This is a genomic window from Calidifontibacillus oryziterrae, assembly GCF_000331575.1.
Classification (GTDB): Bacteria; Bacillota; Bacilli; order Bacillales; family Bacillaceae_J; genus Calidifontibacillus_A; species Calidifontibacillus_A oryziterrae.
The window spans coordinates 51,799-67,334 of the sequence record NZ_ANOK01000004.1 but is presented as its reverse complement, the minus strand read 5'-3'; the positions used below and the strand labels follow the sequence as shown (position 1 = coordinate 67,334).

Sequence of the window (15,536 nt, the reverse complement as noted above, 5' to 3'; positions counted from 1 at the left end):
TGACAAAAGTCATGAAAAAGTCATGAAAACAAAAAACCGGAGGAAAAATCCCCCAGTTTTTCAACTATATTACCATTAATCATGGCCCTTCTCTACGAAGATTAACCTATCATTGGCTAAAACCAAGTTTTGCTGCTCGATCGATTATAGTTATAGCTTCCGCCCTAGTTGCGTTTTCTTTCGGTTTGATAAAACCATCTTGATAGCCACCAATGATACCATGTGCAACAGCTGTTTTCATTACTGGTTTTGCCCATGTAGAAATAGCAGAATCATCCTTGTACTGTTTTAATGAATCCATTTCCTTTATTTGAAAGGCTTTTACAACCATTGCAGCCATTTGTTCTCTTGTAATGGGGTCATCTGCCCCAAATATAGTTTCATTATAACCATTCGCAACCCCATTAGAATAAGCTATTGATATAGCATTTCTTGCCCAATGATGTTTTGTATCTTCAAACAATTTTCCACTGGTATCTGTTAAATGGAGTTTTCTTACAAGTATAGAAGCAAACTCTGCTCTTGTAATAGTATGATTTGGTTTAAACGTCTCGTCAGGATAGCCACTTACAATTCGATTAGAAACAAAATCCACAATTGTAAGTTCAGCCCAATGTCCCTTAATATCAATTAAGTCCATAACTGTTTTATTTTTCTCCATTGGAGAACTTTCTTTAGAGGTTGCTAATGCTGCAAATTTTGTAAAATGATTAACCGTTCCGCTGATTGTTCCTGTTTCGATATCAACTACAATATCATCTAGTTCAACCCATTTTTTAGTATCTTCATTCAACCAATAGAGACTAAGCTCATGGCTAGCTGGATTATATTTGGTCTTATCGAACATGATTGTAATTGTTACTGGACGATTAAAATGACTAGGATCGTCCTTTGTGATTTCGTAAATATCACCCACTAATAATCTATCACTTATATCTGTGGTACCTACAATTTTTTCAATCCTTACTTTTATTGATTTCGAAAGAGAGTTTTCTGGTATATTAATATTTACACCTAAATACTCAAATACGCCTCCGCTTTCTGAGAAAATCACTTTTTCATTTGGTTCTAGATCTATTTTATTGTCTTGTAATTCATTGGAAGGATTGTCCTCATTACCACCTCCATTACTAGAATCCCCTTCATCCTCGTTCTCTTTTGGTCTTGACGATCGAGTAATCGTTATCGTATACATATTTTCACTACCATCTTGTGCTGTAACCATTATTGGAATGATGTTGGATCCTTCTTGCAAAGAGAATGATTCTGTTAATGAAACTTTAATCATATCCCCAGTTGTAAGCGTCATTGGATCAATCACAATCGTATCAGGTGTTGTTGGAACTGGTTCACTGACAGGGGTTACTGTTTTTCCATTTAGTGTTAATGACGAAGCTGCATCTGCTACTTGCGCATAGACTGTGACATTCGTGATTGTATTATCAACTCTAGTAGAATATTGATTAATCATAGGTGTGAAGTTCGGTATTAATATACCTTGGTCAATGGTTAAAACTTCTAAGCTTGCGTTCCCTGATTTCAAACGGGTAATGTTCAATTCATATTCTCTTTCAGTTCCATCCGGAGCTATAACGGCAATTGTAACTAAATTGGCTCCATATTGTAAGGCTATATTCGAGTCGGTGTTTTGTACCCCATTTATCTTTATTGTTGCATCGACCTGTGCCGAATTCGCCGTTACTAGTACTTCGGATACTGTAGGTTCGACAATTGCAGTATAACTTGTAATCTGTTCGTCAAACAGAGGACTCAAGGCTCCGCTACTAATCTGTAAATCTTTTAAATTAGCATTATTTGATTTTAGCCTTGTTACCGTAATTGTGTAGGTTTGAGTCGAGTATTCATTCTCAGTAACGACCAATGTTATCGTATTTTTCCCTATATTTAACGGAATTGGTTCCGACGCTTCCCCACTTTTCACGGTTTGATTATTAATCATTAAAGTCCCATTTTGGTCGTTCGATAAAAATGGTGTTACGGTTAGATTTTCTACTTCATTTACAACAGTAGCCTCATAAGAGAGAGTGCTTTTGGAAAAGTTTGAATTAAGTTTGCCTGCACTAATAGATAAATCTATTAATTGATTTTTTTCTAGCCATTTCGCATATAGGGTTACATCATTCTGTACTTTTTCTGTCGCAAAATCCCATGGGGTTGTTAATGATTCGTCTTTGTTCCAACCTAGAAATGTAAACCCTTCTCTTGTTGGTTCATCTGGTGCTGGTATGGTTGAACCATAGTCCGTAGTTACCTCATTAACAATACTTCCTCCATTACTGTTAAAAGTAATCTTGTATGAATTCATTTTGTAGGTTGCCGTTACCGTTAAGTTATTTGTTATATTGGTGAACTCTACATCCCATCTATCAAATGTGTAGCCTTCTCTTGTTGGGGCCGGTGGTGCCGTTACACTTTTGCCGTGGCCTACAGTTTCTGTTTTCAATTCTGTTCCATCATAGTCCTTAAAAGTTACTGTATACGTTTTGAGGTCCCACTTCGCATATAATGTCGTTCCGTTTAAGGGCATCGTGTCTGTTGTAAAATCCCATGAATTCGTTAATGCTGCATCCTTATACCAACCACCAAAGGTATAACCTTCTTTTGTTGGCGAAGTCGGATGGGGTATCTTCGAACCATAGTCTACTGTTACTCCTTGTACCGAACTTCCCCCGTTGCTGTTAAAGGTTATTGTATAGGAATTGACTTTGTAGGTTGCTGTTACCGTTAAGTTACTTGTTACGTTCGTGAACTCTACATCCCATCTATCAAATGTGTAGCCTTCTCTTGTTGGGGCCGGTGGTGCCGTTGCACTTTTGCCGTGGCCTACAGTTTCTGTTTTCAATTCTGTTCCATCATAGTCCTTAAAAGTTACTGTATACGTTTTGAGGTCCCACTTCGCATATAATGTCGTACCACCTATTGGTACAAGATCTATTTCCATACTCCATTTATTTGCGAATGTACCGTTATCCTTATACCAGCCTTCAAAATCGTATCCTTCTCTTGTCGGTACAGGCAGGGATGAAATGATTGTCCCATGACCTACGTGAAGTGGACCGACTGCACTTCCCCCGTTACTGTTAAGAATAATATCGTATTCATAAGGAACATATTGTGCTTTTACTGTCAAATCTCTAGATACATTGATATAATCAGGATTCCAACCAGTAAAATTATAGTAATCAATTGTCGGTGCAACAGGCGGGGATGCACTGTTTCCGTGATCAACTATTTCTGTTTTCAATACATTGTTATAAGCATCCACAAATGAAACTTGGTATAGCGGAGTGAATCGAAACCCTCCATCAACAGCAAAATTTTCCGCTGCAGTCCCTTTAAACCCATAGACCATTACATCACTGTCCCAATCAAATATATCATCCGCAATAGTCGTAACAGATCTTGGAAAACGGACACTATTTAAGTTACTATTTTCGGAGAAAGCTCCGTTCCAAATAGTTTGAACCCCTTCTTCAATGGTTACATGCTGCAAATTTACATTATACCAAAACGCATACATACCAATTGAACGAACATTCCCAGGAATCACTACACTAGTTATGTTATTAGCATGAAAGGCATTGCTCCCAATTGTTGTGACACTGTCAGGAATTTTTACGCTCGTTATACCATCCCATTCAAAAGCATTATCTCCTATTGTCGTAACTGGCACTCCCCCGATTGTACTTGGTATGACGACATCTTTTGGTCCATTTGCTCTATCATAGTCGGTAATCGTGCCTGTACTAGGATTGAAGGTAAAATGATGTTCCGATGTCGGAGTTTCCGCCCGCGCTCCTTTATCTGTCAGCCAAATGGAAATCCCCAACAAACAAAACAATACTAGAATCACTACTGGTTTTCTCAATTCTAAAGCCTCCTACAAATCTTTAATTTTTGCCCTCGGCGAATTTGTGCCCTAAATTTCAGAAAAGTAAAACAAGGTTCAAAAGTGCACTCAATGAGCTTCAAATCAACAACAAACTTTAATACAGCTATTGATTAAAACTGTGTTGTTTCTAAGTATTCTTCAATTATAAATTTTAAAAATCATACTTTTTATGACAAAAATCATAATAAAGTCATGAAAAAGTCATAATTAACTCTAAAAAATTATTAGAAAGACACGGCTTTCCGCCCACAATGGCGGAAGCCGATGTCCTTTCTAATACTTTAATCCTTTAACAAAGTTAAACTTTCTTAAAGTATTAGAAAGACCAACTCCCTCGCTTATTAAACGAGGGAGTTGGTTAACGTATTGAGTTTTGTCTTTTCTACTTATTTTACGAATCTCGTAATCATCGCTACTGCTTCTGCTCTTGTGGCATTTCCTTGCGGATTAAATGTTCCGTTTGGTAGACCACCAACAAGATTTTGTTTCGCTGCTGCAGCTACAGATGCCTTTGCCCAAGGCGAAATGCTCGCATCATCTTTAAATGCTGTTTTTGCATCGGGAACGTCCAGTTTCGCAGCCCGGGCAATGATTACAGCCATTTGCTCCCGTGTAATTGGTTCGTTTGGTGCAAACTTGTCTGCTTCAAGTCCAACTACAAGTCCGTTTGTAGCGGCTGTTGCAATGCAATCTTTCGCCCAGTGATTGGTCGTATCAGAGAACACCGTACCTTCACCGCACGTTAATCCAAGGGCTTTGACGACAATAGAAGCAAATTCTGCTCTTGAGATATTGTTGTTAGGTTTAAAAGTTCCATCTGGGAAGCCGTTGACAGCTCCTTTTGAAACAAGATAGGCAATCTCTTTTTCAGCCCAATGACCTTTGATATCTGCAACATCTACAACAGTGTGTTCAACAGCATTCTTATTTTTTTCTTGTGTTTCTTTGGCTTGCTGATCCACTTTTTTCGTTGCTAAAATGGCAAATTTAGTAAAGTGGTTCACTTGACCACTTACTTTACCATTGTTTAAATCAACCTCAACATTTTCTAACTCTACCCATTCTTTTGTAGCTTCGTTGAACCAGAATATGCTTATTTCATGGGTTGTCGGATCAAATTTTGCTTGGTCAAATGGTAGAGTAATTGTTACAAAACTATTAAACGTACCTACTTGGTCTTGTGATATCTCATAAACTTCGCTGAGTATTTGATGATTTTCACCAATCGGTAGATTTGCCGTATTTGTTAGGTTGGTAATAAATATCCTAAAATTAGTTGAATGTGCATGGGCTGGTATTTCAACCTTTGCCCCTTCATTTTCAAATGTTCCACCAACAGAAGCTGTTATTTCTTTTCCATTGCCCAACTTCGGAGTAGAAGAAGCTCCGCCTCCACCACCTCCGGAATTCGGGCTGGAACCACCAGGATTCTGCGGCTCTGTTCCTTCACCCGGAGTACTTGGATTTTGGCTTCCACCACCATTGTCTCCCCCCGGAGTACCTGGATCTGGGCTTCCCCCATCAGGCTCAGTCGGGCCTGGGTCACTCGGATTCGTTGGATCGGGTTGATTATCCACAGGTTGGGATACAACCTCGACAGTTGCTGTGGCTGTAAAGCCCCCATCAATCGTTATGACTGTAATTACTGCCGTACCTTTTCCGACCGGAGTGACAATACCATTTTGTACAGTTGCTACATTTGAATCGCTTGATTCCCACTTTACATCTTGGGTGCTGGCGTTTTTCGGCGTAATCGTGGCAATTAACGTCCTTGGTTCTTTTCCCAAGGTCAATGTTAGAGCAGACTCTGATAGGCTCACTCCCGTTACAGAAACTTCCGTTGGATCTGGATCTTTATCCTCTGATGGATCAACAACAGTTACAGTTGTCGTAGCAGTATGACCACCATCAATCGTTGATACAGTTATCGTTGCAGTTCCTTTCCCTACAGGTGTCACTACCCCATATTGGTTGACTGAGGCAACTTCTGGATTGCTTGATTCCCAGTTAACGTCTTTATTGTTGGCATTTGCTGGTGTTACTGTTTCTATTAGCGATTTTGCTTTTCCACCAGCTATTAATTCTATTGCACTTTGGTCTAAGCTTACACCCGTTACATTGACCTCTTTAACGGTTACTGGGATTGTAAAGGTCTTACCAGCAAAGCTTGCTTGAAGAACTTCATTATTTGTAGGGCTATTTCCGATTAGCTTCCAAACCCCAGCTTCTTTCATAACTGTAAATTTATTAGATGATGTTGAGTAAGTAACTGCTTTCGTCATATCAATTACCCGTCCATCAAAATATGTAGATGTAAACCAGCCTTGCTTTGGTAGTTCTAAAGGTGTATTTCCTTCAATTGTTAGATGCTCTGACTTTATTTGCTCAAATCCATTGAAATAGAGACTTCGTAAAGGGTACGTTTCTCCTTCTACCAATACCCATTCATCTGAAAAATAAGGCCATGCTTTGTACGTTGCACTTTGTTTCATTTCCGCCAGCGATTTTACAACCGCTCCGTTTGGATTATAGACAACACCACCAGAACGATCGGCATAGACTTCATAACTACGGTTTATCGTTCCATTATTAAGTCCAACAAGATTCCTTCCATTATCTACATAACTGCGATCAATGGAACCGTGATTAAGCCCGACTAACCCACCTTTATTGGACTTGCCAAAAGTTATATCTACATCGGTATAACTATCTGCAATATGACCGTAATTAATACCAACGAGTCCACCTAAGTTATTACTTTGTGGGAATTGTTGTTCGTCATCATAAATCAGTCGACCAGTGACCGTACTATTGTATATCTGCCCTCTGTTTTCACCAACAAGTCCACCCATATGCATGGCACCTTTAATTTGAACATTCCTAAGGTGAACATTCTTTATAACAGAGGATCCATATGTTTGGCCAATTAAGCCGCCAAACACTCCTGCAACTCCCTTGACTTTCAAATTTGATATTGTATGACCTTTCCCATCAAAGATGCCATTAAACTGATGGAACTCTACAACTTCAGGCATACCTGAACAGTCAATATCAGCTTCTATTGTATAGCTCATATTCCAATATTCTTCCATATCACGTTTTGAAAAGAATTTCTCATAAAGATCATCTGCTGTATAAATCGAAATACTATTTTTAAATTCGACTGTTACACCAGTTTTTAGTTCTATTTCTTCACTATCTGTTTTGTGATAAACCGAAAATATAATCCTATCTGAAGTTGTCGAAGTAAAAGAGAACGTTGCCACTCCATTTTCATCGGTCACAGCCGATAATTCGGTATATGTTGTCCCACCATTTGTACGCTTTAACTTTATCATTTGGTTAGGTATAGCCTGATTCGCAGCTGTTTTTAGGATGACATCTAATTTTGCTTGATCAACTCCATTTGCCGCAACTTGCTGTGACATAGGAGTGATTATTGTTTTTTCTCTGCTTACTTGTAGACTTTCAACAAAGTTAATTTGTCCTATTCTCATAACATTTTCGTCAGGGACAATGACTGTAAAGTCCAATAGACCTGGCTTTCTTGTTTGGTCATTACTGATCGTAAAGATTGCTTTCCCATTTTTATCCGTCATACTTGTCGCAATAATTTCCCCATTCTTATCTCCCTCTCTTAATTCAACAGAACGATTAGGAATGGGATTTGCTTTTTCATCAAGTAACGTTAACATCACGGTTGGATGTACTCCATTACCCGCAACAACCTCTGTATGGGATTGATCGATTGTTGTCTTTGCTCCACTTCCAGCTGAAGGTACAAATGTAACTTTTACAGAAGCAAAAGTAATCGTATCCTCAACTGCATGCGCTGTGTAAACAACGGATTCAGCTATTGTGCTTTTCACTTCAAAAATAGCAACCCCTTGATCATCGGTTACAACTTCTCGTGAAGCTGGTTCAATGACACTTGAACCACTTTGCTCTAGCTTCACTGTCTGTCCAGCTATTGGAATACCCATTATTCCTTTCACCGTTACTTTAATTTGTGCCTTAGAAGTTCCATCTGCCATTCTTACATAAGAATCAGCTTCGACTGTTGATTTACTAGCGTCTGTCCTATCCACTATATAAGTGATTGGAATGGTATACGTAACATCTTGAAATTCGTCAATTACTGTATAAGTGATGTTACCTGTTGATGTACTCTCTACCTCAAAGGTAACTGTACCTTGTTTGTCCGTCATCGTTTGTTCTATAACCCTACCATTCTTATCCCCTTGCTTAAGGAAGATGCTACGGTTATCTATTGGCTGATCATCTATACTTTTCAATGTTACAGTAATCGTTGCTTTTTCCTTACTGGCAATGACTCTGTTCGATGATACAATTAAAGTCGAACGTTCTTGGTCTGCCTTCATGTCACGAATGACAACTGGAATGGTAATAGTCGAACCATCCAAGCTTACTTGAAGAGTTTCATTGTCTCCTACAGTGTCCGCTACTGTTAACTTCCATGTCTCCCCATCTTTCAGAAGTGACAATTTATCTGATGAAGTTGTATAACTAGAAATTTTTGTAACATCTACTTCACTACCATCACTGTAGGTAGATGAAACTAATCCTTTTTCTATCGAAATTGTACTACCACCAGATACTATGAAAGGTCCATTTTCTATTCTTTTAAAACCTTTCAGATGGCTCTTCAACAATGGGAATGTCTCGTCTTCAACGATTAACCAATGATTATTGAATGTCGGCCAACTGGCATAAGTAGTGCGTTTTTTCATTTCCGCTGTATTTGAGTTCTTTATATCCTTCACACCAGGTACATTCTGATTACTGTAGATGTCAAACCAGGTATTTGAACCACTATTACCCCAAGAACCGTCTGGAGGTACAATTTCTTTATTCCAAACAATATGTTCGAGTACCCCAAGATTAAATTCAGTAATTCCCGATGGATAATTACTAACTAAGTCTCTTGTAACACTAGTATAAGATTGATAGACCTTGTTTGAATAATTATCGCCTAACAGTCCACCAGAACGAAAACCAACAACTGCACCTAATGAATAACTATTTTCGATAGAACCATTATTATGGCCGACTAAACCACCAATAGAATAATAATCGCCCTTAACATTGGCATTGACATAACTTTCTTTGATTACACCAGCATTTTTCCCAATTAAACCTCCTATCGCTGAAGAGCCATTAATCATTGAATCATTCCCACCAAATACAGCTGAAGTTTCAACTGTACCACCATTGTTAAAACCTACAAGTGCACCGACATTTTCTGCCCCATTTATATTTACATCTTGTAAACGAAGATTCTTTAAAACGGCACCGGATTCAATAGAGGCAAACAAACCGACATTATTGGATGATGGTTGATTTATATTTAAATTGCTAATGACGTAGCCATTGCCATCCAAGCTTCCGGTAAAGTTTTGGATTGGTAGCCACGGATCCCAGCGTACATCACCCTTTAACGAAATGTTTGCCCCTAACTTAAATCGGTTGTTTTTATAAAGTGGATGGTTAAGCATTAGCCAGAAGTGTTCTGCTGTTTTGAGAATATAGTAATGATCCTCAGTTAATTCTGGTAGTTCATCGTTATTCAAAAATGTAATTTGGATTTGTTGCTTCAATTCAACTCCAGTTGTTATATCCGTTACTTTATAAGTAAACCAATCAACCGTTGTTCCTGTAATTCGAAATTGGGCAATACCCTTTTCATCCGTTGTTGCTGTCAATTCGTTATTCGATGGCCTTTGATCCGTTCGCTCAAGTTTGACAACATGATCGCTCAATGGATTTGAATCGATATCTCGGATGATGACATCAATTACAATTTCGCTTTTTCCATCTGCCTGACCAATTGCATCCAAGGGGGTAACGGTGCTTTTTTCTACATTTGTTGTTCCCCGTTTATCCGTTACATTCACTTTAAAGGATACTGTTTCACCATTGAAAGTAGCTGACACCTCTTGGTTTTGTGCTTCCTGCTTACCAAAGATCACCCAGCCTGACGTAGTTTTTGTTACTTCTAATGCAGGTGAAGCTGTGGAATAAGTTGCACTCGCTGTTACATCAACTTTTTGCCCATCAATGAATTCAGCTTGTAAGATGCCCTGCTCCAAAGATAATGGGATCGTATTTCCAACTTGAACAATCGGTGGTTCTTCTGCAATTACTTGTAATTTATCTAAAAAATGAACGAGCAATGGATAAGTAGTATCCTCTGTCATAGCCCAATGCTCATAGAATTCGCTCCATTTTCCATAAGTCTCTCGCTTTTTCATTTCACTTTCTGTTTTCATTTCAACATCGGCTATTGTGCCACTATTTTCCATAATAGTACCCATCGATCCTGAATTAATACCACTTATGGAATATAGTGAGATTGAATTGGATATCGTTGCACTCGCTTCGTTTTTATAGGCAATACCAGCTCTTACGGGTCCTAAATTCAATCGGTCTCCAACAACAAAGGTTTGATTCACAATCGAAGGTTTTGCTGAATCAGTTGGACTTGCATTCACACCAACAATTCCACCTGAATATAGAGCATCTATATTAGCTAGAACTCCACAATTTTCGATAGTACCTCCCTGGTTCATACCTGCAATTCCACCGGCAATGCCCACGTTTGTTATTTGGTTAATTGACACTTTCGAAAAACCATTTGAAATAGAACCAGCATTATAGCCCACAATTCCACCTAGGTACCTAAAGCCTTTGACTTTACCTGCAATATAAACGAATTGGATTGTGCCACCATTGTTCGAGCCAACTAATGCCCCAATATTTTCCAGGCCATTCACATTGACATTTTCAAGACGGATATTTTTAATCAAAGCACCTAGTCCGATCGAAGCAAAGAGGCCCTGATTATTTTTTTCTCCACCATTTATCGTTAAATCGGAAATCACATGCCCATTACCATTCAAACTGCCTGTAAAATCTTCAATAGGTACCCACTCAATTCCGGCTAAAGAAATATCGTTTCCTAATTGATAATGTTTGGCTTTATTTGCAGGATTTGTAAATGCAGCTTTAAATTGTTCTGCTGTTGTTAACATAATTGGATTGTCGATAGATTCTCCAGGTGGTACTTCATGTAAGCCAAATTCCACTTCGGCTTTTTGCTCTAGCTCAACTCCATCTGTTACATCCAATATCCTATAAGCAAATGAGTCTACTGTTGTACTTGTAATTATAAATTGAGCCACACCATTTTCATTTGTGATGCTTACTAGATTGTTATGTTCCGGTTTACCATCCGTCCGCTCCAGCTTCACTTCATGGTTTGGCAATAGTTTCGAATTGTTGTCACGGATGGTCACGTTTAATGTAATTTTTGCAACACCGTCCGCCTTCGCATAGCTAGACAGTGGTGATAGCGTTGACATACGTGCATCTGCTTTTCCGCGAATATCGACAATATTCACTTTAAATGTCGTCGACTTCCCATTAAAGGTAGCTGTAACTTCTTGCTCTATTGCTGTTTGACTCCCTGATAGTTCCCAACCCATATCAGTTTTTTTAATAGTTAAGAATGGAGAAATAGTTGAATAGCTAGCCATTGAAGTGATATCCACTTCTTTCCCATCCTGCAATATGCCTTTAACTAGATCGTTCTTCAATAATATATTTGAATCAACGTCTACTTCTAAAGGTGTCGCTAACGAGCTTTCAATCTTAACGATTTTGCTAAGATCAAACAACTTTGGATAAGCATCACCTTCAGTTAATAGCCAATAGTTATTAAAATCTGGCCAATCCGCATATGTTGATCGGCTTTTCATTTCCTCAGACGTTTTCATGCTTGCATTACTTGCAATCCCTTTATTGCTCGAAATGATCGACGGTGTCCATAAATCATATTCGGAATCGGAAACTACGTTGGAAATTGTCGCACCTTCATAATTTCTATAAGCGATTCCAGCAGCAGCTTTACCTGTTGCAAAGCTTTGGTCAATAACGCTTTCCGGATAATTTTCACCAACAAGACCACCTGGCTCCTTGCCTTTTACTATCGCATTGGCATAACTGTATCGGATTGTTCCTTTATTATTAAGACCAACAAGACCACCTGTCGGGGGTAGGGATGTCGATTCCACTGTTGTGCCTTCAACATAACTACCTATAATCGTACCTGCATTATGGGCAACAAGACCGCCAACTTGATTATTACCGTAAATTTTACCTCCTGTTACACGTGATGAGACGATTGTCCCACCACCGTTATAGCCGACAAGTGCTGCAACAGCTTGTTTACCTGTCACACTTGGGTTGTCAAGATGAATATCCTTTAAAAGTGCACCTTGTCCGAGATCACCAAATAGGGCTTGCTCAACACCGTAGCGATCATAAATCCTTAGATCGGAAATTTTAAATCCATTCCCATCTAGACTTCCAGTAAACAGGATACCTTTTTGAAAGTTTTGAATTGGTACCCAATCCTCACCAGCTAGCGATATATCCGCACCTAATTTAAAATGCTTAGACATATTTTCCACTTTACTAAATTGTTCGCGAAATTCCGTTGCTGTCATGATTACAATCGGATTCTCAAGTGTATCACCTCGCCCAGCACCATCGTTATTAAAAACAACCTTGATTGTTTGGTTTAACTTTATTTGTTCTGTTTCTGTCTTTCCTTCGTCAATAACAATGACTTCATACGTTGCAATATCCAGTTCTGTGCTTGTAATGTCAAAAATCGCCTTTCCATCCTGATCGGATGTTGTGACGAATTCTGTGTTAATTGTTCCACCATCTGTACGAAGAAGCTTCACAGTACTTCCAACCAGCGGACGCGAGCCAATATCTAACAGCCTTACAGTGATCGTTGCTTTATCTGTTCCGTCCGCCCGAGCATAATCTTCTAAAGGGCTAATCGTTGATTTCTGGGGATCAGTTACTGGCTCATAAAATGTAACTGTAGGTCTTTGTGAAAGTTCTACACGATTTGTTTCATCATAAACGCCATAGGTAACGGTTTCAACGACCGTGCCTTTTAATCGAAATAAGGCTTGCCCATTTGCATCCGTCGTCACCGTCTCGATACGAAGTGTATCCTCAGTAGTGAATTTTCCTTCTTCAATTTTGTACAAGCTAACATCATGGTTTGCTAGTGGAGTAGAATTAGAGTTTATAATTGTAGCCGTTACATCAGCCACGTCTTCACCATCTGCTCTGGCAAACCCTTCAAGCGGTACAACTGTTGACTTTGTTACATCAATTTTATTAGCAGAGGCATAAGAAACCGCAATGGTTGACTGTAATGGAAAATCCACCCCATTATAGGATACAATCGCTGTATAAGTTACAGTCCCTACACTTATAGCTGAAACCTTGGTATAATGTTCGACTTTCATAATCCCGTCAATATATGGTTGTGTCTGATCAAAATCAAAAGAATGATGAACACTACCATCACTACCTACTAGTCTGAACCCAATATTGTTATAATCTATACCCGTTAATGATAGACTGGCTGTTACTAGAACCTCACCACCAGCTGCTACTTCTCCATTTTGGTTAGTAGAGAGTTCAATTTGTTTTACATCCATTATCGGCAAATCCCAATCATCAAAGGCAGATATTGGCGCTGGAAACATAGAAGAACAAACAATGCTGAATAATAGCATTAAAATAAATAGAAGTTTCATTCCTTTCTTGCGATTCATTGTAGTAGCCCCTTTCAATTGCATATAATTAAATCTTTTAGACTATGTAAATTAAATTTTTTAAAAAATAGATAGTGTATATACCACACTATTTTCAAAGCCCATTTTGAATTTAATTATAATTTTGAAAAGTCATATTCCTCATGACAAAAGTCATGAAAAAGTCATAAAAAATACTCCCCTCAAGCGTAGTCAGATCTTTTAATAAATCTTTCTACCAGAGGAGAGCATATCATTATGGGTGGTTTTAATTGTAGAGTTCATCTTGTTTGTATCATTATCATTTTTTTGCATCATCGTCTTTTTTGCATCATTGTCTTTTTTGCATCATCGTCTTTTTTGCATCATCGTCTTTTTTGCATCATCGTCTTTTCAAATTATAGATGTTATTTAATATATTAGTTTAAAATCCTTAAAATATGATCTAAAACGTCAGGATTATTGTAAATTACAATTTGTAGCCTTTTCTTAGTACGACTAATGTTTTGATATAGCATTCTGCTAGGCTGATAGTATGCTTGATTTTCCAAATCTTTAGTCGAGAGCTTGTGATTTGGTTTGTAATAAAAAGATTCATCAATAACCGCTACAACATAATCAAGCTCTTGCCCCACGCCAGCATGAGAATTCCCCTTTGCCGTAATGATATGATCATTGTCGGGCTGTTCAATATACTGTGTCTCAGTGTAATCAATGATTTTCCAACCCTCTTGTTGTAAGGATTGTAAGTAACTTGTTGTCGCATCCTTCAAGGAAAAATATTGAATACTGATGCTTGAATAATTCTGAATTTTAGCGGGCTTTGAAAAATCAAATAACTTATTAATAAACTCGTGAATCTCTTTGTTGTGTCTAATGATCGTCGTTAATTCATATTGATAAGGATTTAATGTTTCCTCAATTAGCTTAGGTATATTATTTTCAATTTCAAACTCAGTAAGACATTGGTTGGGATCATAGGAAAAAATACACTTGATTTTGAGCTGCTGAAGTATTTTTGTTAATTTTAAAAATTTATTTTTATACATTCTTTGAACTTCATCAAATATGATTAGTTCATATTGAGTTATATCAATTTCTGAATGATCGTCGTATTCGCTAAAGGTACTGATCGCTTCAATCGACCATTGATAGTCAGCTTTTAACTTAACATGTCCATTATTTAATTTCCCACAATTAAAAATGAGTACCTTTTTCGATTGTCTCATATAGTCTTTTGCGATATCGTAAATTAATAGTGTTTTCCCTGTCCCAGAACCACCTTTAATCGCAATAAAAATGGATTTTTCCGTTGGTGTTAATAGATTGATTTCCCTTTTGAAAGTACTTTGTTGCGCGCTTAAAAAATACTTATCTTCAATAAAAGCATCAGTAGAGTTGAATGGCGAAACTAAATAATTCGTTGGCTCAAACAATTCATCGAGATCATCTATTTCCTTTATTGTTTGTTCGTTTAATTTTTCGATTAAAATCTCAAAATCTACTTCTTTGATTTCATTCGGACCGACAAGTGCATATAGTTTTTTGGTTGAGGAAATGTAAGTAAAACTGTAAACATCAATATCAAGAAATTTTAAATAGTGCTGATTTTGGACAAGCTGTTTGATAATTTTTTCCTCTGTACTGATCAGCTTTAACTCAATATTAATGATACTATTTTCACCGATTCTTAGGAGATCAAATTCTTTGCCGATTTGTTTAATCATAAATCCTACATAGTAATGGTTGAGAATATCAAATTGCTTCCCTCTATTCATAAATTCATCTACTAGCGCTTCAATATCTTCAAGCTCGCCTGTTCTAATTCTAGGATTAATGCCAAATTGTTCGATGTATTTGGCGAAATTTATATCATTTAAATCTTCCTTCGCACTTAATAAAGATAGTAGATTAATCGTTTTCAAAATCGTTACCCCTTTTCCCCTAATCAACAATAACCTGAAATAGTATATCTATCA

Annotated in this window: 3 protein-coding genes; all 3 read right to left on the bottom strand. The window is 37.8% G+C overall.

Features of this window, described 5'->3' with window-relative positions:
• Nucleotides 1-109 precede the first annotated feature (109 nt).
• The 3 genes from D612_RS0103595 to D612_RS0103580 all read right to left on the bottom strand — a co-directional run bounded on the left by D612_RS0103595 (nucleotide 110) and on the right by D612_RS0103580 (nucleotide 15,482).
• A complete protein-coding gene (locus tag D612_RS0103595; RefSeq protein ID WP_017754117.1) occupies nucleotides 110-3,889 on the bottom strand; it encodes an InlB B-repeat-containing protein in 3,780 nt (1,259 codons plus the stop codon).
• A 410-nt stretch (nucleotides 3,890-4,299) separates the two neighbouring features.
• On the bottom strand, nucleotides 4,300-13,578 hold the full coding sequence (locus D612_RS17790) for an Ig-like domain-containing protein (protein WP_017754116.1): 9,279 nt from the start codon (nucleotides 13,576-13,578) through the stop codon (nucleotides 4,300-4,302).
• A gap of 398 nt (nucleotides 13,579-13,976) precedes the next feature.
• Nucleotides 13,977-15,482 carry a DNA/RNA helicase domain-containing protein gene (locus D612_RS0103580; RefSeq protein ID WP_017754115.1) on the bottom strand — a complete coding sequence of 502 codons (1,506 nt, stop codon included), beginning with the start codon at nucleotides 15,480-15,482 and terminating at the stop codon, nucleotides 13,977-13,979.
• Nucleotides 15,483-15,536: the final 54 nt, after the last annotated feature.